This is a genomic window from Kluyvera sp. CHPC 1.251 (assembly GCF_036759945.1).
In the GTDB taxonomy this organism is placed as follows: Bacteria; Pseudomonadota; Gammaproteobacteria; order Enterobacterales; family Enterobacteriaceae; genus Kluyvera; species Kluyvera sichuanensis.
This window is the reverse complement of the sequence record NZ_JAPKIC010000004.1, coordinates 338,428-361,071: the sequence shown is the minus strand read 5'-3', so window position 1 is coordinate 361,071 and position 22,644 is coordinate 338,428. Positions and strand designations below refer to the sequence as shown.

The following is a 22,644-nucleotide window of genomic DNA, read 5'->3' as shown; positions in this document are numbered from 1 at the left end:
GATTAAAATACTTTCGAATGAAAGTTATTTTGACGTGAGTCAACTTAAGAAGAGGTTTCGCTGTGGTAGTGTTATTTCATGCTCAATATCACGGTTTAAGGACACATCATGGAACTCTATCTCGACACCTCCGACGTCGCAGCAGTGAAGAAACTGGCGCGCGTTTTCCCGCTGGCTGGCGTGACCACTAACCCAAGTATCGTGGCGGCGGGTAAGAAGCCGCTGGACGCACTGCTGCCGGAATTGCTGGATGCGATGGGCGGAAAAGGCCGACTATTTGCCCAGGTGATGGCGACCACGGCGGATGGCATGGTGGCGGACGCACATAAGCTGCGGGCGATTATTCCCGATCTGGTCGTGAAAGTGCCGGTGACGGCGGAAGGTCTGGCGGCGATTAAGCTGCTGAAAGCGGAAGGTATCCCAACGCTCGGTACCGCGGTTTACGGCGCGGCGCAGGGGTTGCTGTCGGCGCTGGCGGGGGCTGATTACGTGGCACCCTATGTCAACCGCGTGGATGCCCAGGGGGGCAACGGTATTCAGACGGTGTGTGAATTACAGGACCTGCTGACCCTGCATGCGCCTCAGTCAAAAGTACTGGCCGCAAGCTTTAAAACACCGCGCCAGGCGCTGGATTGCCTGCTGGCGGGCTGCCAGTCGATCACGCTGCCACTCGATGTGGCGCAGCAGCTGATTAGCTACCCGGCGGTTGATGCGGCGGTGGCGAAGTTTGAGCAGGACTGGCAGACGGCGTTTGGACGTACGTCGCTGTAAAAGAAAAATATCGGATGATGGGTTGGGTGACGATCGGTACCCTCTCCCCATTGGGGAGAGGGTTAGGGTGAGGGGTTACGCTGAAGCCGACCCGCACACTTCACACGTCGGGCTACGCATCAACTTCATCTCTCTGAACTGACAACGCATGGCATCGTACATCACGATTTTCCCCGCCGCTGGCACCCCGTAATGGGTCAGCACCTTAATCGCTTCCATCGCCTGCATTGCGCCAATCACACCAACCAGCGGCGACATCACACCGGCTTCTACGCAAGTTAACGCGTTCTCACCGAACAGACGGCTCAGGCAGCGGTAGCACGGCTCGCCGTCCTGATAGGTAAAGACGCTAATCTGGCCTTCCATCCGAATTGCCGCCCCGGACACCAGCGGGATTTTGTGCTGGAAACAGCCCGCGTTGAGCTGATTGCGAATGGTCACGTTGTCGGTACAGTCGAGCACCAGATCGTGTTCGGCAATCTGCGCCCATAGCGCCGTTTCTTCCAGCATCGCATTTAGCGTATTCAGCCTAACGTGCGGGTTAATGCGCGCCAGCGCCTCGCGCGCAGAATCCACTTTTGGCTGACCGATGGTGGCATCACTGTGCAGCGTCTGGCGCTGTAGGTTGGAGAGCGAAACGGTATCGAAGTCGAGCAGCGTCAGCTCGCCCACTCCTGCGGCTGCCAGATACTGCGTGGCTGCGCAGCCTAGCCCGCCGAGGCCGACGACCAGCACGCGGGCCTCTTTCAGCCGCTCCTGACCGTCAAAATCGAAGTCGCGCAGGATGATTTGCCGGTTATAGCGCATCATCTCCGCATCGCTAAGCTCCGCTGCCATTACAGGCCTCCCAGCAGATGGTTAAACGGCTCCACCTCTACCCATTCGCCCGGCTCAACGTGACCGCGCTCGCGCTCCAGCACGATAAAGCAGTTGCCCTGGCTGAATGAACTGAAGATGTGGGAACCCTGGTGACCGGTGGTGGATACGGTCAGCTCACCGTTTTCATTGCGGGTCAGCAGGCCGCGCTGAAAGTCGAGGCGACCCGGTGATTTTTTCAGGCGGTCGGTAGTGCGTACGCGCAGACGTGGTGCCTGGGTTGCCACGCTACCGGCGCTCAACTTCGCCAGCAGCGGCTGAACCAGCTGATAGAAAGTCAACGCCGCGGAAACCGGGTTGCCCGGCAGGCCGCAGAACCAGCTATGGCTCAGCTTGCCAAAGGCGAACGGTTTGCCCGGTTTGATGGCGAGCTTCCAGAAACTGATTTCACCCAGCTCATCGAGAATCGTTTTGGTGTAGTCGGCTTCACCGACGGAAACGCCGCCGGAGCTTATCACCACGTCGGCCTGTTGATCGGCCTGAATAAAGGTCTGGCGCAGCTGTTCCGGATCATCGCGGATGATGCCGAGGTTAATCACCTCGCAGCCCAGCTGTTCCAGCATCAGGTGTACCGCCAGACGGTTAGTGTCATAGATTTGTCCATCGCCCAGCGGCTGGCCCGGCAGCTGCAGCTCATCGCCGGTGGAGAACAGCGCGACGCGGATTTTACGCACCACGTCCACCTCAGCAATGCCGAGTGATGCCAATACCGGCAGTTCGGCGACGGTTAAACGGGTTCCTGCAGGGAACACTACCGCGCCGTTGGCGATATCTTCACCGCGACGGCGAATATTCTGATTGGCTTTAACGTGGGCGGTAAAACGAATACCGTCATCGGTTTGTTCCGTCTCTTCCTGCATGACCACCGCGTCGCAGCCCGCAGGCACCGGCGCGCCGGTCATAATGCGAATACAGGTACCGGCAGGCCATTCGCCGTGGAACGGCTGACCGGCGAAAGCTTTACCTGCCACCGTCAGCGGCGTTTTCGCCTCGAGGTCGGCCAGACGCACCGCGTAGCCATCCATTGCCGAGTTATCAAAACCCGGTACGTCCAACGGGGAGACGATATCGCTCGCGGTAATGCGACCAAAAGCCTTCAGCAGCGGTACCGACTCGCGCTCGTGCAGCGGGGTAATCTGATCAAGCATTTGGCTCAACGCGGTATCAAGCGACATCAGTCCGGCGGTAAAATCCATGGGTAAACTCCTGCGGGAAACGTTCGAATGCGCACATTATGGCAGAAAAGCCTTACCGACAGTATGCCACCTGTGGTGTACCTCACTACGCGGGACGCTATTTCTATATTCAAAATTGATATAGGAACAGAGGCACTATAATGATATCTATAAAGAAAATGACGTAAGGGATCGCTTAATGGGCAAGGCAGTCATTGCAATACACGGCGGGGCTGGCGCGATTAGTCGTAGCCAGCTGTCGGCAGAAAAAGAACAACAATACGTCACGGCGCTTTCCGACATCGTCGAAAGCGTGCAAAAGATGCTCGAATCGGGCGCGAGTGCGCTGGATGCGGTCACCGAAGCGGTACGCCAGCTTGAAGAGTGCCCGCTGTTTAACGCCGGGATTGGCGCGGTCTTCACTTCGGCTGAGACGCATGAGCTGGACGCCTGCGTGATGGACGGCTACTCGCTGCAGGCGGGAGCCGTTGCCGGAGTAAAACATCTGCGTAACCCGGTGCTGGCGGCCAGAAGCGTGCTGGAAAACAGCCCGCACGTGATGCTGATTGGCGAGGGGGCGGAAGCCTTTGCGCAGTCGCAGGGAATGGAGCTGGTGAATAATTCGCTGTTCTCTACCGACGAACGTTTCCAGCAGCTGCTGGTGGCCCGTAGCAACGGTGACTTTATTCTCGACCACGATGCGGCGCCGCTGGATGAGCAGCAAAAGATGGGCACGGTCGGTGCCGTAGCACTGGATCTTAACGGCAACCTGGCGGCGGCCACCTCAACCGGCGGGATGACCAACAAACTGCCCGGCCGAGTGGGCGATAGCCCGCTGGTGGGGGCCGGGTGCTATGCCAATAACGCCAGCGTCGCGGTCTCTTGCACTGGCACGGGCGAAGTCTTTATCCGTACGCTGGCGGCGTACGACATCGCCGCGTTGATGGAGTACGGTAACCTCAGTCTTTACGAGGCCTGCGAGCGCGTGGTGATGGAAAAGCTGCCCGCGCTTGGCGGCAGCGGTGGCCTTATCGCCATCGACCGCGAAGGCAACGTGGTGCTGCCGTTTAACAGCGAAGGCATGTACCGCGCCTGGGCCTACGCCGGTGACACACCGACCATTGGTATTTATAAGGAATAGAAGGAGTTACCGTGCCGCATTCCGCTGAGCTTGATAACGCGCAGGTGCTGAGCGTTGAAAACCTGAACGTGACGTTTCGTCAGGACGGGCAGCCCGTGCGCGCCGTGCATCAGCTCTCTTTTCATCTTAATCGCGGTGAAACGCTGGCGATTGTGGGTGAGTCTGGCTCGGGGAAATCGGTCACGGCGCTGGCATTGATGCGCCTGCTGGAGCAGTCCGGCAGCCAGGTGAACATGGATAGCCTGCTGCTGCGCCGACGTAACCGTGAGGTTATTGACCTTCAGGAGCAAACGCCAACGCAAATGCGCAGCGTGCGCGGTGCCGACATCGCCATGATTTTCCAGGAGCCGATGACCTCGCTGAACCCGGTGTTTACCATCGGCGAGCAAATTGCCGAGTCTATTCGTCTGCATCAAGGACTTGGGCGTGAAGAGGCGCTGGCCGAGGCGAAAAAAATGCTCGACAAGGTGCGTATTCCGGAAGCGCAGGCCATGCTGTCACGCTACCCGCATCAGCTTTCCGGCGGCATGCGCCAACGAGTGATGATTGCGATGGCGCTGTCGTGCCGCCCGGCGGTGCTGATTGCCGACGAACCGACCACCGCACTGGACGTGACGATTCAGGCGCAGATCCTGCAGCTTATTGATGTGCTGCAAAAAGAGATGTCGATGGGGGTGATTTTTATCACTCACGATATGGGCGTGGTGGCAGAAATCGCCGACCGGGTGCTGGTGATGCATCAGGGCCAGGTGGTGGAAACCGGGCTGGTGGACGATATCTTTACCGCACCGCAGCACCCCTATACGCGCCGCTTGCTGGCAGCCGTCCCGCGCCTGGGCGCAATGCGCGGCAGCGACTATCCTAAAAGTTTCCCGGATTTCAATGCACCGGAGAGTGAACCGCAGCAGCAAGACACCGTTGTCGACGGCAATCCGATTCTCAAGGTTCGCAATCTGGTGGCACGTTTCCCGCTGCGCGGCGGCATTCTGAACCGCGTCACTCGTGAAGTGCACGCGGTAGAAAACGTCAGTTTTGATTTATGGCCCGGCGAGACGCTGGCGCTGGTGGGGGAATCCGGTTGCGGAAAATCCACCACCGGGCGGGCACTGCTGCGGTTGGTGGAGTCGCAAAGCGGCATCATTACCTTTAACGGCGAGCGCATTGATACGCTCTCGTCGCATCAGCTTCAGCCGCTGCGCCGCGATATTCAGTTTATCTTCCAGGACCCGTACGCCTCGCTTGACCCGCGTCACACCGTCGGCTTCTCGATTATGGAGCCGCTGCGCATTCATGGGGCGTTGCAAGGTGAGGCGCTACAGCAACGGGTCAAATGGCTATTGCAGCGCGTTGGCCTACAGCCGGAGCACGCGTGGCGCTATCCGCATGAGTTTTCCGGCGGTCAGCGGCAGCGTATCTGTATTGCCCGCGCGCTGGCGCTGAACCCGAAGGTGGTGATTGCCGATGAATCGGTCTCGGCGCTGGACGTCTCGATTCGCGCGCAGATCATCAATCTGCTGCTGTCGCTCCAGCGGGAGATGGGCATCGCATTTCTGTTTATTTCGCATGACATGGCGGTGGTGGAGCGTATCAGCCACCGCGTAGCGGTGATGTACCGTGGGCGCATCGTGGAAATTGGCCCGCGTCGCGCGGTGTTTGAAAACCCGCAGCATCCGTATACCCGTAAGCTGCTCGCCGCCGTACCGGTGGCGGATCCAGCCCATCGGCGGCCGCAGCGCGTGCTGCTGTCGGACGATCTGCCGGGCAATATCTACAAACGGGGTGAAGAAGTCGAACCCATTAATTTGCAACAGGTTTCACCGGGGCACTATGTCGCCAGGGAGCCGGCTAGCAGTGCGCTGATCAATAGATAATAAAACCATAGGCAGGGGACAACATGACACAACGCGTTTCACGTAAATGGCTGGTCGCACTGGGCGTGGCTTCCGCGCTGGCGGCTTCTCCCGCGTTCGCGGCAAAAGATGTGGTCGTGGCGGTAGGCTCCAACTTCACCACGCTTGACCCGTATGATGCCAACGACACGCTGTCGCAGGCGGTGGCGAAATCGTTCTATCAGGGGCTGTTTGGCCTCGATAAAGAGATGAAGCTGCAGAACGTACTGGCGGAAAGCTACACCGTTTCTGACGATGGCAAGGTTTATACCCTTAAGCTACGGCAGGGGGTGAAATTCCAGGACGGCACCGATTTTAACGCCGAGGCGGTGAAGGTTAACCTCGATCGCGCCAGCAACCCGGATAGCCACCTCAAGCGCTACAACCTGTATAAAAATATCGATAAAACCGAGGTCGTTGACGGCCAGACGGTGAAGATCACCTTAAAGCAGCCGTTCTCGGCGTTTATCAATATTCTGGCCCACCCGGCCACGGCGATGATCTCCCCGGCAGCGCTGAAGAAATACGGCAACGAGATTGGCTTCCATCCGGTGGGAACCGGGCCGTATAAGCTCGACACCTGGAACCAGACTGACTTCGTGAAGGTCAGCAAATTTGCTGGCTACTGGCAGCAAGGGCTGCCGAAGCTGGACTCCATCACCTGGCGACCGGTGGTCGACAACAATACGCGGGCCGCGATGCTGCAAACCGGTGAAGCGCAGTTTGCCTTCCCCATCCCTTACGAGCAGGCGGCGCTGCTGGCCAAGAACAGCCAGCTTGAACTGGTGGCCAGTCCATCCATCATGCAGCGCTATATCAGCATGAACGTGACGCAAAAGCCGTTTGATAATCCGAAGGTGCGCGAGGCGATTAACTACGCCATCAACCGCCAGGCGCTGGTGAAGGTGGCCTTCGCGGGCTACGCCACCCCTGCTACCGGCGTGGTGCCGCCGTCTATCGCCTACGCTCAGCAATATCAGCCGTGGCCGTACGACCCGGCAAAAGCCAAAGCGCTGCTGAAAGAAGCGGGCTACCCGGACGGCTTTAGCACCACGCTCTGGTCGTCGCACAACCACAGCACCGCCCAGAAGGTGCTGCAGTTCACCCAGCAGCAGCTGGCGCAAATTGGTATTAAGGCACAGGTGACGGCGATGGATGCTGGCCAGCGTGCGGCGGAAGTGGAAGCGAAAGGGCAGAAAGAGAGCGGTGTGAGAATGTTCTACACCGGCTGGTCTGCCTCGACGGGCGAAGCCGACTGGGCGCTGTCGCCGCTGTTTGCCTCGTCTAACTGGCCGCCAACGCAGTTTAATACCGCGTTCTACAGCAACCCGCAGGTGGATAAAGACCTGACGGCGGCGCTGCAAACGACGGATGCGAAAGAAAAAGCGCGGCTCTATAAAGAGGCCCAGGATATTATCTGGAAAGAGTCGCCGTGGGTGCCGCTGGTGGTAGAAAAACTGGTTTCGGCGCACAGCAAGTCATTGACCGGGTTCTACATTATGCCGGACACGGGCTTTAGCTTTGACGATGCGGATTTGAAGTAAGCGACGTCTCCCTGCGTCATGATGGCGCAGGGAGCTTACGGCAAGGAGAGTCATGCTTAACTATGTTCTTAAACGCCTGCTCGGCCTGATCCCGACGCTGTTTATCGTGGCGGTGCTGGTGTTTTTATTTGTCCACCTGCTTCCCGGCGACCCGGCGCGACTGATTGCCGGGCCGGAAGCGGACGCGCAGGTTATCGCGATGGTTCGCCAGCAGTTGGGGCTGGATCAGCCGCTGTACGTTCAGTTCTGGCACTACATCACCCACGCGGTGCAGGGTGATTTTGGCATCTCAATGGTGTCACGTCGTCCCGTTTCTGAGGAGATTGCCAGCCGCTTTCTGCCAACGCTTTTACTGACCCTTGCCAGCATGGTCTGGGCGGTGATTTTTGGTATGGCCGCGGGGATTGCCGCCGCGGTGTGGCGCAATCGCTGGCCGGATCGTCTCGGCATGGCGCTGGCGGTTACCGGGATCTCCTTCCCGGCGTTTGCGCTGGGGATGTTGCTGATGCAAATTTTCTCCGTCGAGCTTGGCTGGCTGCCGACCGTGGGCGCCGACAGCTGGCAGCACTACATTTTACCGTCCATCACTCTCGGTGCCGCCGTGGCCTCGGTGATGGCGCGCTTTACCCGCGCCTCGTTTGTTGACGTGCTCAATGAAGACTATATGCGTACCGCCCGCGCCAAAGGGGTGAGCGAAAAAGTGGTGGTGCTGAAACACGGGCTGCGTAACGCCATGATCCCGGTGGTGACGATGATGGGGCTGCAGTTTGGCTTCCTGCTCGGCGGCTCGATTGTGGTAGAGAAAGTCTTTAACTGGCCGGGGCTTGGACGCCTGCTGGTGGATTCGGTGGAGATGCGTGATTACCCGGTGATTCAGGCCGAGGTGCTGCTATTTTCGCTGGAGTTTATTCTTATCAACTTAGTGGTGGACGTGCTCTACGCCGCCATTAACCCGGCTATCAGGTATAAATAACGTGCGATTATTCAATTGGCGTCGGCAGGCAGTACTTAACGCCATGCCGGTGATGCAGGCGGGGACGCCGCGCACGCCGTGGCGAGAATTCTGGCGACGCTTTCGCCAGCAACCGGTGGCGATGGCCTCCGGCATTTTCGTGCTGTTGCTGATTATCGTGGCGGTGGTGGCACCGTGGATTGCGCCGTTTGATGCGGAAAACTACTTCGACTACGACCGTCTGAACGATGGCCCATCGCTGATCCACTGGTTTGGCGTAGATTCATTAGGGCGCGATATTTTCAGCCGGGTGCTGGTGGGTGCGCAAATCTCGCTGACCGCGGGCGTGTTTGCGGTGCTGATTGGCTCGCTGATTGGCACCGTGCTTGGGCTGCTGGCAGGCTACTACGAAGGCTGGTGGGACCGCATCATCATGCGCATTTGCGACGTGCTGTTTGCCTTCCCCGGCATTCTGCTAGCGATTGCCGTGGTGGCGATTATGGGCAGCGGTATGACCAACGTGATTATCGCGGTGGCGATTTTCTCGGTGCCGGCCTTTGCCCGCCTGGTGCGCGGCAACACGCTGGTGCTGAAGCAGCAGACCTTTATCGAGTCGGCGCGCAGCATCGGCGCCAGCGACCGTGTGATCCTGTTCCAGCATATTTTGCCCGGCACGGTCTCTTCTATCGTGGTCTATTTCACGATGCGTATCGGGGTGTCGATTATCTCCGCCGCCAGCCTGTCGTTCCTCGGCCTCGGCGCGCAGCCGCCGACGCCTGAATGGGGAGCGATGCTCAACGAGGCGCGTGCAGATATGGTGATTGCGCCACACGTCGCAGTCTTCCCGGCGCTGGCGATTTTCCTGACGGTGCTGGCGTTTAACCTGCTGGGTGACGGCCTGCGCGACGCGTTGGATCCGAAGCTGAAAGGGTAAGGTGATGTTGCCGGATGACGGCGTTGCTTTATCCAGCCTACACATTGTGCTTAATGTAGGCCGGATAAAGCAACGCCGCCATCCGGCTATGTACGGCGTGACCGGAGATTAAACCCGGCTACCCCACAAATCATACTCGTCGGCGTTTTCTACCTTCACGCGAACCACGTCGCCCGGCTTCACTTTCGTTTCACCGTTCAGGTAGACCGCGCCGTCGATTTCCGGGGCATCGGCCATGCTGCGGCCGATCGCGCCTTCTTCGTCAACTTCATCGATCATCACCAGAATTTCGCGGCCCACTTTTTCCTGCAGACGTTCCGCGGAGATCTGCTGTTGCAGCTGCATAAAGCGGTTCCAGCGATCTTCTTTCACGTCGTCCGGTACCTGATCCGGCAGGTCGTTAGCGGAAGCACCATCAACCGGGCTGTACTGGAAGCAGCCAACGCGGTCGAGGCGGGCTTCTTTCAGGAAGTCGAGCAGCATCTGGAAATCTTCTTCGGTTTCGCCCGGGAAGCCGACAATAAAGGTCGAACGCAGGGTCAGTTCCGGGCAGATTTCACGCCACTGCTTGATGCGCGCCAGTTGGCGATCAACGGAGCCTGGACGCTTCATCAGCTTCAGGATCCGTGGGCTGGCGTGCTGCAGCGGAATATCCAGATACGGCAGGATTTTGCCTTCTGCCATCAACGGGATCACGTCATCTACGTGCGGATACGGGTAGACGTAGTGCAGACGCACCCACACGCCCAGCTTCGCCAGCTGTTCGCACAGGCTTTCCATGCTCGTTTTTACCGGCTCGCCGTTGTGGAAACCGGTGCGGTGTTTGACGTCAACGCCGTAGGCGGAAGTGTCCTGGGAAATCACCAGAATCTCTTTCACACCCGCATCGACCAGACGCTTGGCTTCCGCCAGCACTTCACCAATCGGGCGACTCACCAGATCGCCACGCATCGATGGAATGATGCAGAATGCGCAGCGGTGGTTACAGCCTTCGGAAATTTTCAGATAGGCGTAATGGCGCGGCGTCAGCTTCACGCCCTGTTCCGGCACCAGGCTCAGGAACGGGTTGTGCTGTGGTTTTGGCGCATAGTGATGGACGTGTTCCAGCACCTGCTCGTAGCTATGGGGGCCGGTGATTTCCAGTACCTTCGGGTGCACTTCGCGAATTTGATCTTCTTTGGCACCCAGGCAGCCGGTAACAATCACCTTGCCGTTTTCTTTCAGCGCTTCACCGATGGCTTCCAGGGACTCCTGGACGGCGCTATCGATAAAGCCACAGGTATTAACGATAACCATATCGGCATCGTCATAGCGTGGTACAACGTCATAACCTTCAGTGCGCAGTTCGGTGAGAATTCGTTCAGAATCCACCAGGTTTTTTGGACAGCCGAGGGAGACGAAGCCAATTCGCGGTTGTTGCATGCTAGTACGCTCACAAAGTAAATAGTAAAGAAAAACCGGGCGATTTTACACGGCGTTACGTGAGTGCTCTACTGCTAGTTTGCCCTCTCGGTGCGCCTTGAAATGATTGCTATTTTGTTAAAAGTGTTATGAATGATGAATTGTTGATATCGCGCAGCATTTCTTTCGTTAAGCAATCTCATAATGAAAGAGCCAATGGGTGGCAAGGGAGGTAAATGCATGACGGATAGCAAACTGAAACGCCAGATGATGAGGCGACTCATCAATGCGCGAATTGACCTTGATGCCTATTTGCAGCTTCGAAAGGCAAAGGGGTATATGTCAGTCGGTGATAACGATCATCTGCGTACTAACCTGCTCGAACTGTGTGGCGAACTACGGGGTAACGCTGTGCCGCTTAAGCGGTGTAGTTCGTTGAACGAACTGGAAATGATGCGGCAGGCGGGGGAAGCTCTAGCGTCCGCTGCCGTGTGCTTGATGACGGGGCGCTACGACTGCCCGTCCTATATTGCGGTTAACGTGGAAACTCTTGAGCGCTGCCTGACGGCGTTAACGACCAGCATACGTAAGCTGGATGCCGAATCACCAATGACTCACGCTTGAAATCAGGGGGACAGTCGTCCCCCTGTCTATGACCTTCTCCTTTAGCGCATGATTCGTCGTAGAATACGGTTCGCTTGCTCCTCAAAGTGGGTGGCGGCCTGGTCTACCGTGGCTTTGCCATAGTCGATGCTTTGCAGCGCCGCGAGGAAAAGGGCGGTGAACTGCGGGTCTTCAAGATAGGGCAGCGCCTTCGCGTGGTTTGGCAACGCGGCGGACTGTGTCAGCCCGGTCAGCACCGGATCGTCCTCTTTGAGTAACCCTGTATCGCGCAGGATTTGCGCCCCGGCCTTGCTCAGCGGCACGCCGCGCTCCAGCCCCACGGGCACCACGCCTTCTTTTTCGCTCATCAGGAAGTTGATCAGCATCGCCGCTTCCTGCGGGTGACGGGTGTTTTTACTGATGGAGAGCATCAGCGCGGTCTTGTTAAACTGCCCGGCATCTTTGGCCCCTTCACGCATCGGGTAATCGCCCATCACCAGGTCGGCCGGGTTGCTTAGGTTCTGCGATTCGGCGGTGTACATCACGTTCCAGTTATAGATACCGCCCCATTCGCCGTTAATCCACGGTTTCATTTCATAGGCAATGCCTTTGCCAAACGACGCCATTGTGCGAGAGTCCGGCACGGTGTGGGCTGCGACTAACTGACGGTAGAAGGTGAAGGCCTGCACCAGATCGTCATGGTTCCAGCCGAGTTTACGGGTCTTCTCATTCACCATCGGTTTCTGATTCCCCTGATAAACCCAGGAGTTCAGGAGCAGCAGTGAATCCTGTTCGGTCAGGATCAGCGGATAGTAGTTATCCCCGAGCTTCTCTTTAAAAACCGGCCCGGCTTTAAGCAGGTCTTCCCAGCTTTTCGGCAGCGGCACGCCAGCCTTTTTCCAGGTGGCGGCGTTGTAGTAAAACAGCATCACGTTGGCGGAAACCGGGATGGCGTTGACCTTGCCGTTCACCGTCGTGCTGGCGAGTGAAGCAGGGGAGAACTGATCGAGGCCGATGGGCTGACTGAGTTTGTTGAGATCGTAAAAACCCTCGCCGGTTTTCGACAACAGCGTCAGCCAGTTCCAGTTGGTCTGGATAACGTCGGCTTCGGTGTTGCTGTTAATCTGCGTGGTCAGGCGCGAGTAGAAACCGTCCCAGCCGGTGTATTCCGCCTTCACTTTGATATTGGGATATTTAGCCTCAAAGGCGTCCAGCGCCTTTAAGGTGGCCTGATTACGGGCCTTACCGCCCCACCAGGCAAAACGGAGTTCCACCTGATCGGCGCTGTGCGCGACAGGCATCGCACCGAAACTGCAGCAGGCAAGCAGGAACAAGGCTGACTTTTTCATGGATGAATCCTCCGTGTATCACGATTAACGATGCGTCTGGCGATAGCCGGTCAGCGCTTTCACTAGCTGCATTTCTTCTTCACTCCACGGTTTGCCGTCGGGCGTCAGCACGTCGTGAAACCACAGCGATTGGGGATCGGGATGATCTCTGTTGACGCTGGTCCATGGGATCCAGGTCTGCGTTTTGCCCTGCACCAGCCCCCATTGATAGCAGCCGGTATCGAAAGCGCAGAATAGCGGCAGCTGCTCGCTGAACGTGCAGTCCATATGCCGTGCCAGCCATTCGGTACACAGTATCGGGCGCTGATAGGCCGTCAGGCTTTCCAGCACGCCGAGCTGGCGGGTGGCGTTGTTGTAGTTGTGATAGCTGATGATGTCGGATAACCGCAGCGCGGCAATATCAATAGGGTGCTGTAGCGTGCCGTACTGGGGGTGATCAATGTGCCACGCGCCGACGGTCAGCGGCTGGCTCGGGCCCACTTCACGCGCCCAGCCGAAGGTGGCGGTCATCAGCTCCAGTGCGAAGGTCTCCAGCGCTTGGTCATACTCTGCCGATTCGGTCGCTGACAGGTTAATGCCACGGTTGCCCGGTTCATTGTAGAGATCCCAGATGGTGATACGCTCATCATCCTTAAAACGGCTGAGGACGTCGCGGACGTAGGCTTCAATGCGCGGCCACTGGCTGGGGTCCATCACGATGGCCCGACCGGGGCTTGCCGCCGCCTGGCTGTTGTGCACGCCCTCGCGTGGTGGCTTTTGCGGGCCGAGGTATGGCTCATCGCCGGAGAAACCACAGTCGTCCATCAGGGTGAGCATCACCTGAATCTGGTGTTTTTCCGCCAGCGCTAAAAAGGTGTCGATACGCGCCAGCAGGCCGTCGCGGTCGGCTTCCCAGACGATAAACGGCAGGTTGGTGCGCAGTGCGTTATAGCCGTAGTCGTGCGCCCAGCCCAGCTCCTGGTCGATGGTCTGCACATCGAAGGTCTCCGCCTGCCACATTTCGGTCCAGTTGACCGCGCTGCGCGGCAGATAGTTAAAGCCGCATGCCCAGCCGTGCTGTTGATACCAGGCCTGCGCCTGCGATTCGCGCCATTGCGAGTGCATATTTTTTCTCCTTGCTAATAATTATTAGCTAATATTTATTAACCAGGGCGCAGGGCGCAATCCTGACGCGGTCGAACTGTCGGGTTGTTCACAAAAAAAGCGTGGTGTAACTGTGCTATAGTCGGCGGCGACAAGGAGTGAACATGGCGAAGAAAAACAAAATAACGATGAGTGATATTGCCAGGGAAGCGGGCGTTTCGCAGGCAACGGTCTCTCTGGTGCTCAACAATAGCCGGGCGATTCGCCTGAGTGACGCCACCCGTGAACGCGTCTATGCGGCAGCGGCGGCGCTTGGCTATCAAAAAATTATCGTGCCTCATCGTCAGGAAGGGCAGGAGGAGATTGCCCTGCTGCTGTGCGGAATGCCGAACTACGACCCCTTCGTCGAGGCCATTAGCGATGCCGTCTCCGCCGCCTGGCAGCGGGATACTCTGTTGACCGTTTATGACTACGGCGACGATCTGGAGATGGCAGCGCATATTCTGCGTCAGTTGGATCAGCGTGCTTGCGCGGGGGTGATTCTGGCAAGCCCGGTGACCCGCGCTTTTGATTTCTCGCCGTTCGATGCGCTTATCCATAAACCGGTGGTGCTGTTAAACCAGTACGACCCGCAGCGCCCGCTGCTGCCGACTTTTCTTCCCGATGACCGCGCCAACGCCTGCCAGATAGTCAGCCATTTGCTGTCACAGGGCATCACGCGCATTGCGCATATCATGGGCGATGACTGGATGGATGCCAGCGTGCTGCGCCTCGAAGGGTATCGCCAGACGCTGGAGCAGGCCGGGATCGCGGTGGACGAAGTGCTGATTAAACAGACCGACTGGTCGCTCAATGCCACCTTTAATGCCACGCTTGAGCTGATGCGCCTGCCGGAGCCGCCGCAGGCCATTTTCTGCGCCAGCGACTGGATGACCCTCGGCTGCTATCAGGCGCTCGCCACGCTCAATATTGCAATTCCACGCGATGTGCTGGTGTGCGGGTATGACGATCAGCGTATTGCGCACCAGTTGACCCCGGCGCTGACCAGCGTGCAACTGGCCTATAGCGAACTGGGAAGGTTGGCGGTGAACTACTTGTGCGAGGGAGATGATACGGCGGCGCATGTCCGGCTGGTGGGGAAACTGCAGGTGCGCGGGAGTAGCCAGCGCACCTGAGTGGGTTAACTCACCGGAATCATCACCACGTCGCGGAACGCCGGACGCTGTGCGAGCTGCTGATACCAGCGCTCAAGATGTGGCAGCGACGGCCAGGTTTTGACGGTTTCCAGCACGTTATAGACAAACGGTGCAACGGCGATATCGCCCACGCCAAACTGCTCACCGGAAAGCCAGGTTTGGTTCGCCAGCGTGTTGTCGAGGATGGCCAGCAGCGGTTTGCAGGCTTCAATCGCCGCATTGATTTCGGCCATGTTACGCTGCTCTACCGGCGTTCTCACCAACCCGAAGAGGATTTTACGGTGCACCGGCGACAGGGTTTCGTTGGCCCAGTCCATCCACTTTTCGCTTTTCGCCCGCTGAACAGGCGACGCCTGCCACAGGCTTTCGGTGCCGTACTGCGCCGCCAGATAACGCACGATGGAATTTGATTCCCACAGCACGTCGTCGCCGTCTTTCAGCATGGGTACCAGGCCGTTAGGGTTGAGTGCCAGATAGGCCGCATCGCGGTTCACGCCAAATCCCTGACCCGCCATAATTTGCTCATACGGCAGGCCAAGCTCTGCCAGCGTCCAGCGCACTTTTTTTACGTTCGTTGAGTTATTTCTTCCCCACAGCGTTAGCATATCCACTCCCGTTTATTTAGCAGAGATTAAATGTGGGCCAAAGTAAACGCTTACGCAATCTCGATCAAAAAAAATGTCAGGTTTTCAGCACAATCAGGGGATCTTGCGTAAACTTAAAAAACTTTACCAACTCACTGTTTCTTTAAGAGAGTTTCTACGTTATTACTCACGGCCTGGTGCAGCACGGTACTGTCGTGGCGTGTTTTTGGGAATGGATACTTGGGTGGCTTTTATGATGTGTAACGCTAACTCCTTCAAGAGTCTGATGGCAGGCTCAGCGCTTTTACTTTTAGTGGCACCGGCGGTGCAGGCGGCGGAACAACTTCCGGACGCGCCAGCAATTGACGCCCGTGCCTTTATATTAATGGATTACGCCAGCGGTAAGGTCCTGACAGAGGGCAATGCCGATGAGAAGCTCGACCCAGCCAGCCTGACAAAAATCATGACCAGCTACGTGGTCGGTCAGGCGCTGAAGGCGAATAAAATCAAGCTCACCGATATGGTGACCATCGGGCGTGACGCGTGGGCCACCGGCAACCCGGCGCTGCGCGGTTCATCGGTGATGTTCCTCAAGCCCGGCGAGCAGGTCTCCGTCGAGAACCTCAATAAAGGGGTGATTATCCAGTCGGGCAACGATGCCAGCATCGCCATTGCCGACTATGTTGCCGGTAGCCAGGACTCCTTCGTCAGCCTGATGAACGGCTATGCGCAGAAAATCGGCCTCACCAATACCACCTTCAAAACCGTTCACGGCCTGGATGCGCCGGGGCAGTACAGCACCGCGCGCGATATGGCGCTGCTGACCAGAGCAATGATTCACGATGTGCCGGAAGAGTATGCGGTACATAAAGAGAAAGAGTTCACCTTCAATAATATTCGTCAGCCGAACCGTAACCGTCTGCTGTGGAGCTCTAACCTCAACGTCGACGGCGTGAAAACCGGTACCACGGCGGGTGCAGGCTATAACCTGGTGTCCTCGGCTACTCAGGGCGATATGCGCCTGATTGCGGTAGTGCTGGGCACTAAGAGCGACCGCGTACGTTTTAACGAGTCGGAGAAGCTGCTGACCTGGGGCTTCCGTTTCTATGAAACCGTTACGCCAATCAAGCCGGATGCCACCTTTATCAGCCAGCGCGTCTGGTTTGGTGATAAGAGTGAAGTGAACCTTGGGGCTGGGGAAGCCGGTTCGGTGACCATCCCGAAAGGTCAGCTTAAAAACCTGAAGGCCAGCTACACCTTAAGCCAACCGCAGCTGACCGCGCCATTAACCAAAGGCCAGGTGGTCGGCACCATCGACTTCAAGCTTAACGACAAAACCATTGAACAGCGTCCGCTGATCGTGATGGAAACGGTCGAAGAGGGCGGCTTCTTCAGCCGCATGATGGACTTCGTGCTGATGAAATTCCACGAGTGGTTTGGCAGCTGGTTCTCGTAATATCCCGCTAATACAGCAGCGAAATTTGCTGCTGTTTTGCCAGCGCCACCAGCTCATCATCCGGGCAGATGTCGCTGGCAATCACATCAAAGCGCGTCAGGTCACCCATGCGGGCCGGGCGCACTTTGCCAAATTTGCTGTGATCCGCCACCAGCACATGGTAGCGCGCCTGGCGCATCGCCCAGTGCTTCACCGGCAGCTCTTCAAGATTAAAACAGGTTGCCCCCATTTCAATATCGATACCCGCTGCGGAATAAAATGCAATGTCCGGGCAGAGGTGCGAGAGCGTGTCCTGCTCGCTCAGTGGTTTGAAAATGGCATTGCTGGCGTGGAATTCGCCGCCGCAGAGAATCGGCCGACAGTTGGGTTTATCCTGCAGGGCTAAAAAAGTGTTTAGCGAGTAACAGACGGCGGTAAACGGTAGGTCGTTATCAATGGCGTCGATAATCCACGGCGTGGTGGTGCCGCAGTCGAAAAAGGCCATCTGATGCGGCTTCAGAAGCGCTGCCGCGTGGCGTGCCGCTCGTTTTTTTTCTTCAACCAGGCGGGTTTTTTGATCGCTTAGCAGATAGTGAGGAACGCTACGCGGCTCCAGCACGACGTAACCGCCGAGCAGTACGACGGGCCCGCTTTCGCTGTTAAGATCGCGACGAATCGTCATTTCAGAAACGCCAAGCAGTGCTGCCGCTTCTTTGAGATGCAGCTTATCGCTACGTTTCAGTGCCTGAATCAGTTGACCAATTCGCTCGTCGCGTCGTGTTTCCATAGTTCCTCTAGCGGAAATGCCCCGGCAAGGATACCGGGGTCAACGCGTTATTTTACCTGCGAGCGCAGGTCTAGTCACGCACCCAGCCTTTACGAATCGGCACTGAGAAGATTACACGGTACAGCTGCTGCAGGCGTGGGTAGACGGTGGCACCAATAAACTGCCACAGCATTTGCGACACCATGCAGCCGACAAGGCCGCTCAGGAAGCCGCCGAGCATATCCATTGGCCAATGCACGCCGAGGTAGACGCGGGACCAGGCGATCGCGACGCCGACCACCATCAGCACCAGCCCGGACCACAGGCGATGCCAGAACAAGAAGGCTAGCGCAAAGGTGAAAATCACCGTGCCGTGATCGCTTGGGAAGGAGTTATCCGGCGCGTGGTGGAGGAAGGTGTTGCCGATATTCTCCACAAACGGGCGTTCGTGCGGGAACAGTTGACCAATCATCCACGACAGCGAGAGGCTAACGGCGATGGCCAGCGCGACTTTAATCACCAGATGGCGCTGCGCCTGAACCTGCTTACGTTCCCCCCACAGCCACATGGCCGCGGCGAGCAGGGGAACTATCAGGATCAGGTCCTGAGCAACAAAAGTGGCGAATGAAATTGCCCAAGGGGCGGACGCTGGGGTTGCGTTAATCAGCAAAAACAGCGAGTGGTTAAGGTTTTCCAGCATAACGTTCCAGTTTCGCAAATGACGGTTTTATGACAGCTACCTTAAAAAGCCAATCCTGGACCGTAAAGCGGTATTGTCTGAATCACGCTATCGGCGTACAAGTGTCTGAAATTAAGGTCCTGCACTCAGTGGCGTAGAGTATAACGCCCGCTACCTTAAGCGAATCTTAACAACATCAATTTGTGCGAAATCGTTAAGCTGCGTGATAATTAACTATCACCACTACTGCGCATTGATTAAACTTGCGCGTTTTTATGATAGATGCGAGCCACATGGATACTTCCTCTTCTTCCCGGAAACGCTTAGGGCGTAAGGCAATTTTGTTCCCGCTTTGCCTCGTGCTCTACGAATTTTCCACCTATATCGGCAACGATATGATCCAGCCGGGCATGCTTGCTGTCGTCAAAGAATTTAACGCAGGCAACGAGTGGGTACCGACCTCAATGACCGCGTATCTGGCTGGTGGCATGTTCCTGCAATGGCTACTTGGGCCGCTTTCGGACCGAATCGGCCGCCGTCCGGTGATGCTGACCGGCGTTATCTGGTTTATCGTCACCTGTCTTGCCACGCTGCTGGTGAACAATATTGAGCAGTTTACGTTCCTGCGTTTCTTGCAGGGGGTGAGCCTGTGCTTTATCGGCGCGGTGGGCTATGCGGCAATCCAGGAGTCGTTCGACGAGGCGACCTGTATCAAGATTACGGCGCTGATGGCAAACGTTGCGCTGATTGCGCCGCTGCTGGGGCCGCTGGTGGGCGCGGCGTGGATCCACGTGGCGCGCTGGGAAGGGATGTTTGTGCTCTTCGCTGCGCTGTCGGCTATTGCCTTCGTCGGGCTGTTTAAATCGATGCCGGAAACGGCGACCCGGATCGGTGAAACGCTGTCGCTGAAAACGCTGGGCCGTGATTACCGCGAAGTGTTGAAAAACGGGCGTTTCGTTGCCGGTGCGCTGGCAACAGGTTTTGTCAGTCTGCCGCTGCTGGCGTGGATTGCTCAGTCGCCGGTGATTATCATCAGCGGCGAGCATGCCAGCAGCTATGAGTACGGCCTGCTGCAGGTGCCCATTTTTGGCGCGCTGATCCTCGGCAACCTGGTGCTGGCACGTCTGACCTCACGCCGTACGGTGCGTGCGCTGATTATCGCTGGTGGCTACCCGATTATGTTTGGTCTGGTGCTGGCTGCGGCGGCGACGGTGGTGTCATCCCATGCCTATTTATGGATGACCGCCGGGCTAAGCTTCTACGCCTTCGGGATTGGCCTTGCCAACGCCGGGCTGGTGCGTCTGACGCTGTTCGCCAGCGATATGAGTAAAGGCACGGTCTCTGCGGCGATGGGGATGCTGCAAATGCTGATCTTCACGGTGGGGATTGAGCTCAGTAAGCATTGCTATGAGCTGGGCGGAATTGGCCTGTTCAGCCTGTTTAACCTGGCGGGCGGCCTGCTGTGGCTGGGTCTGATGACGATGTTCCTGCGGGATAAAGCAGTAGGTAGCGGGTTGCAGCCGCAGTAAATAAATAACCCCGGCGGCGCTTCGCTTGGCCGGGCTACCCATCATGTAGCCCGGCCAAGCGAAGCGCCGCCGGGAATAGCACCATCAAGCAAACGGTGCCTCGCCCTTCAGCGCCTTATCAATGATCTCCAACACGCCTTCTTCATTGTTGTGCGGCGCATGATAGCCCGCCACGGCTTTCACCGCGTCGTTGGCGTTAGCCATCGCAAAACCGTAGCCTGCCTGCTTCACCATCTCAATATCGTTGCCGCTGTCGCCAAAGGCCACGACTTCATCATCGCTAACGCCCCAGCGCTCCTGCAATAAGCGCAGGCCGTTGGCCTTGTGGACGCCAGGTATAATCAGGTCAATACTGCCGTGGCCGGTGGTCACTGCGGTCAGCATATGGCCGAGTTTCTCGTCGAGCAGCGCCTGCATCTGCGGCACTTTCTCGTCCGGGATATTCAGCGCGAACTTCAGAATGGTGTCATCGAGGTTATCGAAATTGTCCACCAACTCCAGACGGTGGTAGTAGCGTACGGCAATATCGTGGAAGCTTGGGTCGTAGCTTTTTAGCGTGTAGGCGCTCTTTTTGCCGCAGACGATAATCTCAATTTCCGGACGAGTGTGCAGGAAAGCAGCGATTTTATCGACGTGGTCGCGCGGCATAGCGCAGTTATAGACGTCTTCACCAGCGTCCTGTACCCAGCCGCCATTTTCGGCGACGAAGGCAATTTCATCTACAATCTCCGGGAAGAACGAGGCCAACTGGTAGTACTGGTTGCCGCTGGCGACCACAAAATGGATCTGCTGTGCTTTCATCTGCTGATATTGCTGATGAAAGCGCTCGCGGTTATAGGTTTTTTTATCGTTCAGGAACGTGCCATCCATGTCGACAGCGATCAGTTTAACGCTCATCAATGACTCTCCATTACAACGCGGGGCTCAGGTTTTGCCACCGCTTTCGCCACCAGAGCGGCAATAAGAACCAGCGCCAGCACGGCCAGCATTGCGCTGCGCAGGCCGTAGTGTTCGCCGAGGAAGCCGAGCAGCGGCGGGCCAACCAGGAAGGCCAGATACCCGGTGGTGGCGACAACGCTCACGCGGGTAGGGGCATCCGGGCCGGTGTCGCTGGCGGCGGAAATGGTCAGCGGGAAGCCAAGCGATGCGCCAAGCCCCCACAGAATAACCGACACGCCCGCAACCCAGGCGCTGTCGACAAAGATAATCAGGGCAATGCCCAGCGCGCCCATTAATGCGCTGGCACGAACGACGGTAACACGGCTGTAGCGGTCGATAAACCAGCCGCCGGTAAAGCGCCCGACCGTCATGCCCAGCGTGAAGCCAGCGTAAATCAGCGAGCCGGAGGTTGGGCTAAAGCCGTGGCCGTCAACCATCAGCAGCGGCAGCCAGTCGTTGGCGGAGCCTTCGGCAAAGGCCATTGCCAGTACCACCACGCCAATCAGCATCAGCTGCATGTCGCGCCAGAACGGCACACCTTTTTCCTGATGCTGCGCGTCTTCCGCCGCGTTTTTGCCGGTGCCTTCAGGAATGGCTTTAATGGCGATAGCGATAGGCGCAATGCCTATCAGCGCCGCCACGAAAATGTGCCACATCGCCGGTAAACCAAACGCGGTGACCGCCATACCGACGCCCGCGCCCACTAACGTCCCGAAACTGTAAAAGCCGTGCATCATTGGCAGCACGGTTTTGTTCATTTCACGCTCAACCGCCGCGCCTTCAACGTTGATGGCGACTTCGGCAGAGCCGAAGCTGGCGCCAAAAATCGCCAGCCCGATGGCGAAGATCCATGCGGAGCCGAAGTGCAGCGCGAGGCTTAAAATCATCATGCCAAAGACGGCGCACGACATGGTGGTACGGATGACCTTACGGGTCCCGAATCGTTTCACCAGAAACGCGGAACAAAGAATGCCGCTCATCGAACCAATCGACAGGCCAAACAGCACGATGCCCATCTCTGCCGTCGAGAGCGATAAAATGTCGCGGATTGCCGGGGTTCGCGTAGCCCAGGAGGCCATCAGTAAACCGGGTAAAAAGAAGAACATAAAGAGCGCCCACATGCGTAGCTGCAGGGCTTTACGGGAGGTTAACGTTGTCATCCATTCGCGTCGGGTCGGAAAGTGTGCAGACAACACTAACAAGCTTGTGTACATTTGTACATAACCAGAAAGAGGAGAATTATGGCTCGCCGACCGAATGACCCGCAGCGCCGGGAGCGCATCCTGGATGCGACGCTCGAGACTATCGCCACGCACGGGATTAGCGCGGTAACGCACCGCAAAATTGCCAGCTGCGCCGACGTGCCGCTCGGCTCGATGACCTATTATTTTGACGGCATTGAAGCCCTGCTCGGGGAAGCATTCAGCGCCTTTACCGAACGGATGTCGCTGGAGTACACCGCCTTTTTTGAGGGCGTTGAAACGACAAGTGGCGCCTGCGATTCGGTGGCGGAGCTTATCTTCAACAGCCAGGTGACCACCCCGAAAAACATGACGCTGATGTACCAGTTCTATGCGCTAGCGAGCAGTTCTCCGGCCATGAAAGCGGTCATGCAACGCTGGATGCAGCGCAGCCAGCAAACGCTGGAGCAGTGGTTCGACCCGGCGACCGCCCGTGCGTTGGATGCTTTTATTGAAGGAATGACGCTGCATTTTGTTACCGACCGCCAGCCGCTCGATCGCGATACTATTCGAAAAATGGTAGGGCGGATCGCCGGGGAGTGCGCCTGAAAAGCGTG

The 22,644-nt window shown here is 57.5% G+C and carries 21 protein-coding genes; 11 read left to right on the top strand and 10 right to left on the bottom strand.

The features are described from left to right. Positions 1-108 precede the first annotated feature (108 nt). Positions 109-771, top strand: a complete 663-nt coding sequence (gene fsa / locus V6940_RS10815; RefSeq protein WP_333495853.1) for a fructose-6-phosphate aldolase — start codon at positions 109-111, stop codon at positions 769-771. Between the two features lie 75 nt (positions 772-846). Here fsa and moeB read toward each other — a convergent pair whose 3' ends face one another. Further along, entirely contained in the window at positions 847-1,608 is a 762-nt protein-coding gene (moeB, locus tag V6940_RS10810; RefSeq protein ID WP_333495852.1) for a molybdopterin-synthase adenylyltransferase MoeB, read from the bottom strand. After that, positions 1,608-2,843, bottom strand: coding sequence for a molybdopterin molybdotransferase MoeA (gene moeA / locus V6940_RS10805; RefSeq protein WP_333495851.1), 1,236 nt, complete (start codon positions 2,841-2,843; stop codon positions 1,608-1,610). The genes moeB and moeA overlap by 1 nt, the downstream gene beginning before the upstream one ends. 178 nt (positions 2,844-3,021) lie before the next feature. On the opposite strand from moeA, the gene iaaA reads away from it, so the two are divergent. From iaaA to gsiD, 5 genes are read left to right on the top strand one after another with little or no spacing between them, the layout of a single operon-like run. Beyond that, positions 3,022-3,963 carry a beta-aspartyl-peptidase gene (gene iaaA / locus V6940_RS10800; protein WP_333495850.1) on the top strand — a complete coding sequence of 314 codons (942 nt, stop codon included), beginning with the start codon at positions 3,022-3,024 and terminating at the stop codon, positions 3,961-3,963. Positions 3,964-3,974: 11 nt separating this feature from the next. Further along, positions 3,975-5,834: a glutathione ABC transporter ATP-binding protein GsiA gene (gsiA, locus tag V6940_RS10795; protein ID WP_333495849.1), complete on the top strand. Its 1,860-nt coding sequence runs from the start codon at positions 3,975-3,977 to the stop codon at positions 5,832-5,834. Positions 5,835-5,857: 23 nt separating this feature from the next. Continuing rightward, positions 5,858-7,396 carry a glutathione ABC transporter substrate-binding protein GsiB gene (gsiB, locus tag V6940_RS10790; RefSeq protein ID WP_333495848.1) on the top strand — a complete coding sequence of 513 codons (1,539 nt, stop codon included), beginning with the start codon at positions 5,858-5,860 and terminating at the stop codon, positions 7,394-7,396. A 52-nt stretch (positions 7,397-7,448) separates the two neighbouring features. Beyond that, complete coding sequence (gene gsiC, locus V6940_RS10785) at positions 7,449-8,369, top strand: glutathione ABC transporter permease GsiC (RefSeq protein WP_185666664.1); 921 nt, start codon at positions 7,449-7,451, stop codon at positions 8,367-8,369. Between the two features lies 1 nt (position 8,370). Continuing rightward, positions 8,371-9,282, top strand: a complete 912-nt coding sequence (gsiD, locus tag V6940_RS10780; RefSeq protein WP_333495847.1) for a glutathione ABC transporter permease GsiD — start codon at positions 8,371-8,373, stop codon at positions 9,280-9,282. Between the two features lie 108 nt (positions 9,283-9,390). On the opposite strand, the gene rimO is transcribed toward gsiD, so the two are convergent. After that, a complete protein-coding gene (rimO, locus tag V6940_RS10775) occupies positions 9,391-10,704 on the bottom strand; it encodes a 30S ribosomal protein S12 methylthiotransferase RimO (protein ID WP_333495846.1) in 1,314 nt (437 codons plus the stop codon). 219 nt (positions 10,705-10,923) lie between these two features. Between rimO and V6940_RS10770 the strand changes: the two genes are divergently transcribed. After that, positions 10,924-11,307, top strand: a complete 384-nt coding sequence (locus V6940_RS10770) for a biofilm formation regulator BssR (protein ID WP_185666660.1) — start codon at positions 10,924-10,926, stop codon at positions 11,305-11,307. A gap of 41 nt (positions 11,308-11,348) precedes the next feature. Here V6940_RS10770 and V6940_RS10765 read toward each other — a convergent pair whose 3' ends face one another. Both V6940_RS10765 and V6940_RS10760 read right to left on the bottom strand, forming a co-directional pair. Further along, positions 11,349-12,635, bottom strand: coding sequence for an ABC transporter substrate-binding protein (locus V6940_RS10765; RefSeq protein WP_333495845.1), 1,287 nt, complete (start codon positions 12,633-12,635; stop codon positions 11,349-11,351). 24 nt (positions 12,636-12,659) lie between these two features. Next, positions 12,660-13,739: a 1,4-beta-xylanase gene (locus tag V6940_RS10760; RefSeq protein WP_333495844.1), complete on the bottom strand. Its 1,080-nt coding sequence runs from the start codon at positions 13,737-13,739 to the stop codon at positions 12,660-12,662. A 143-nt stretch (positions 13,740-13,882) separates the two neighbouring features. On the opposite strand from V6940_RS10760, the gene V6940_RS10755 reads away from it, so the two are divergent. After that, on the top strand, positions 13,883-14,893 hold the full coding sequence (locus tag V6940_RS10755; protein WP_333495843.1) for a LacI family DNA-binding transcriptional regulator: 1,011 nt from the start codon (positions 13,883-13,885) through the stop codon (positions 14,891-14,893). A gap of 5 nt (positions 14,894-14,898) precedes the next feature. Here V6940_RS10755 and V6940_RS10750 read toward each other — a convergent pair whose 3' ends face one another. Continuing rightward, a complete protein-coding gene (locus V6940_RS10750; protein ID WP_333495842.1) occupies positions 14,899-15,519 on the bottom strand; it encodes a glutathione S-transferase family protein in 621 nt (206 codons plus the stop codon). 232 nt (positions 15,520-15,751) lie between these two features. Here V6940_RS10750 and dacC point away from each other — a divergent pair, with 232 nt between their 5' ends. Further along, positions 15,752-16,954, top strand: a complete 1,203-nt coding sequence (dacC, locus tag V6940_RS10745; RefSeq protein ID WP_333495841.1) for a serine-type D-Ala-D-Ala carboxypeptidase — start codon at positions 15,752-15,754, stop codon at positions 16,952-16,954. 7 nt (positions 16,955-16,961) lie between these two features. Here the strand turns inward: dacC and deoR are convergent, their stop codons facing one another. Both deoR and ybjG read right to left on the bottom strand, forming a co-directional pair. Beyond that, positions 16,962-17,720, bottom strand: a complete 759-nt coding sequence (deoR, locus tag V6940_RS10740) for a DNA-binding transcriptional repressor DeoR (protein ID WP_333495840.1) — start codon at positions 17,718-17,720, stop codon at positions 16,962-16,964. 70 nt (positions 17,721-17,790) lie between these two features. Further along, positions 17,791-18,399, bottom strand: a complete 609-nt coding sequence (ybjG, locus tag V6940_RS10735; protein WP_333495839.1) for an undecaprenyl-diphosphate phosphatase — start codon at positions 18,397-18,399, stop codon at positions 17,791-17,793. 272 nt (positions 18,400-18,671) lie between these two features. Between ybjG and V6940_RS10730 the strand changes: the two genes are divergently transcribed. Next, positions 18,672-19,907, top strand: coding sequence for an MFS transporter (locus tag V6940_RS10730; protein ID WP_333495838.1), 1,236 nt, complete (start codon positions 18,672-18,674; stop codon positions 19,905-19,907). Between the two features lie 84 nt (positions 19,908-19,991). On the opposite strand, the gene V6940_RS10725 is transcribed toward V6940_RS10730, so the two are convergent. Continuing rightward, positions 19,992-20,804 carry a Cof-type HAD-IIB family hydrolase gene (locus tag V6940_RS10725; protein ID WP_333495837.1) on the bottom strand — a complete coding sequence of 271 codons (813 nt, stop codon included), beginning with the start codon at positions 20,802-20,804 and terminating at the stop codon, positions 19,992-19,994. Next, positions 20,804-22,162 carry an MFS transporter gene (locus V6940_RS10720; RefSeq protein WP_333495836.1) on the bottom strand — a complete coding sequence of 453 codons (1,359 nt, stop codon included), beginning with the start codon at positions 22,160-22,162 and terminating at the stop codon, positions 20,804-20,806. Before V6940_RS10720 ends, V6940_RS10725 begins: the two co-directional genes overlap by 1 nt. Between V6940_RS10720 and V6940_RS10715 the strand changes: the two genes are divergently transcribed. After that, positions 22,088-22,636 (top strand): TetR/AcrR family transcriptional regulator, encoded by a 549-nt coding sequence (locus tag V6940_RS10715; protein WP_333495835.1) that lies wholly within the window; start codon positions 22,088-22,090, stop codon positions 22,634-22,636. The genes V6940_RS10720 and V6940_RS10715 overlap by 75 nt on opposite strands. The last annotated feature ends 8 nt before the right edge of the window (positions 22,637-22,644 follow it).

Bases quoted from the DNA above. Each gene is read 5' to 3' on its own strand.
- fsa (WP_333495853.1), top strand. From the start codon at position 109: ATGGAACTCTATCTCGACACCTCCGACGTCGCAGCAGTGAAGAAACTG.
- moeB (WP_333495852.1), bottom strand. From the start codon at position 1,608: ATGGCAGCGGAGCTTAGCGATGCGGAGATGATGCGCTATAACCGGCAA.
- moeA (WP_333495851.1), bottom strand. From the start codon at position 2,843: ATGGATTTTACCGCCGGACTGATGTCGCTTGATACCGCGTTGAGCCAA.
- iaaA (WP_333495850.1), top strand. From the start codon at position 3,022: ATGGGCAAGGCAGTCATTGCAATACACGGCGGGGCTGGCGCGATTAGT.
- gsiB (WP_333495848.1), top strand. From the start codon at position 5,858: ATGACACAACGCGTTTCACGTAAATGGCTGGTCGCACTGGGCGTGGCT.
- gsiC (WP_185666664.1), top strand. From the start codon at position 7,449: ATGCTTAACTATGTTCTTAAACGCCTGCTCGGCCTGATCCCGACGCTG.
- rimO (WP_333495846.1), bottom strand. From the start codon at position 10,704: ATGCAACAACCGCGAATTGGCTTCGTCTCCCTCGGCTGTCCAAAAAAC.
- V6940_RS10770 (WP_185666660.1), top strand. From the start codon at position 10,924: ATGACGGATAGCAAACTGAAACGCCAGATGATGAGGCGACTCATCAAT.
- V6940_RS10765 (WP_333495845.1), bottom strand. From the start codon at position 12,635: ATGAAAAAGTCAGCCTTGTTCCTGCTTGCCTGCTGCAGTTTCGGTGCG.
- V6940_RS10760 (WP_333495844.1), bottom strand. From the start codon at position 13,739: ATGCACTCGCAATGGCGCGAATCGCAGGCGCAGGCCTGGTATCAACAG.
- V6940_RS10755 (WP_333495843.1), top strand. From the start codon at position 13,883: ATGGCGAAGAAAAACAAAATAACGATGAGTGATATTGCCAGGGAAGCG.
- V6940_RS10750 (WP_333495842.1), bottom strand. From the start codon at position 15,519: ATGCTAACGCTGTGGGGAAGAAATAACTCAACGAACGTAAAAAAAGTG.
- dacC (WP_333495841.1), top strand. From the start codon at position 15,752: ATGATGTGTAACGCTAACTCCTTCAAGAGTCTGATGGCAGGCTCAGCG.
- deoR (WP_333495840.1), bottom strand. From the start codon at position 17,720: ATGGAAACACGACGCGACGAGCGAATTGGTCAACTGATTCAGGCACTG.
- ybjG (WP_333495839.1), bottom strand. From the start codon at position 18,399: ATGCTGGAAAACCTTAACCACTCGCTGTTTTTGCTGATTAACGCAACC.
- V6940_RS10730 (WP_333495838.1), top strand. From the start codon at position 18,672: ATGGATACTTCCTCTTCTTCCCGGAAACGCTTAGGGCGTAAGGCAATT.
- V6940_RS10725 (WP_333495837.1), bottom strand. From the start codon at position 20,804: ATGAGCGTTAAACTGATCGCTGTCGACATGGATGGCACGTTCCTGAAC.
- V6940_RS10715 (WP_333495835.1), top strand. From the start codon at position 22,088: ATGGCTCGCCGACCGAATGACCCGCAGCGCCGGGAGCGCATCCTGGAT.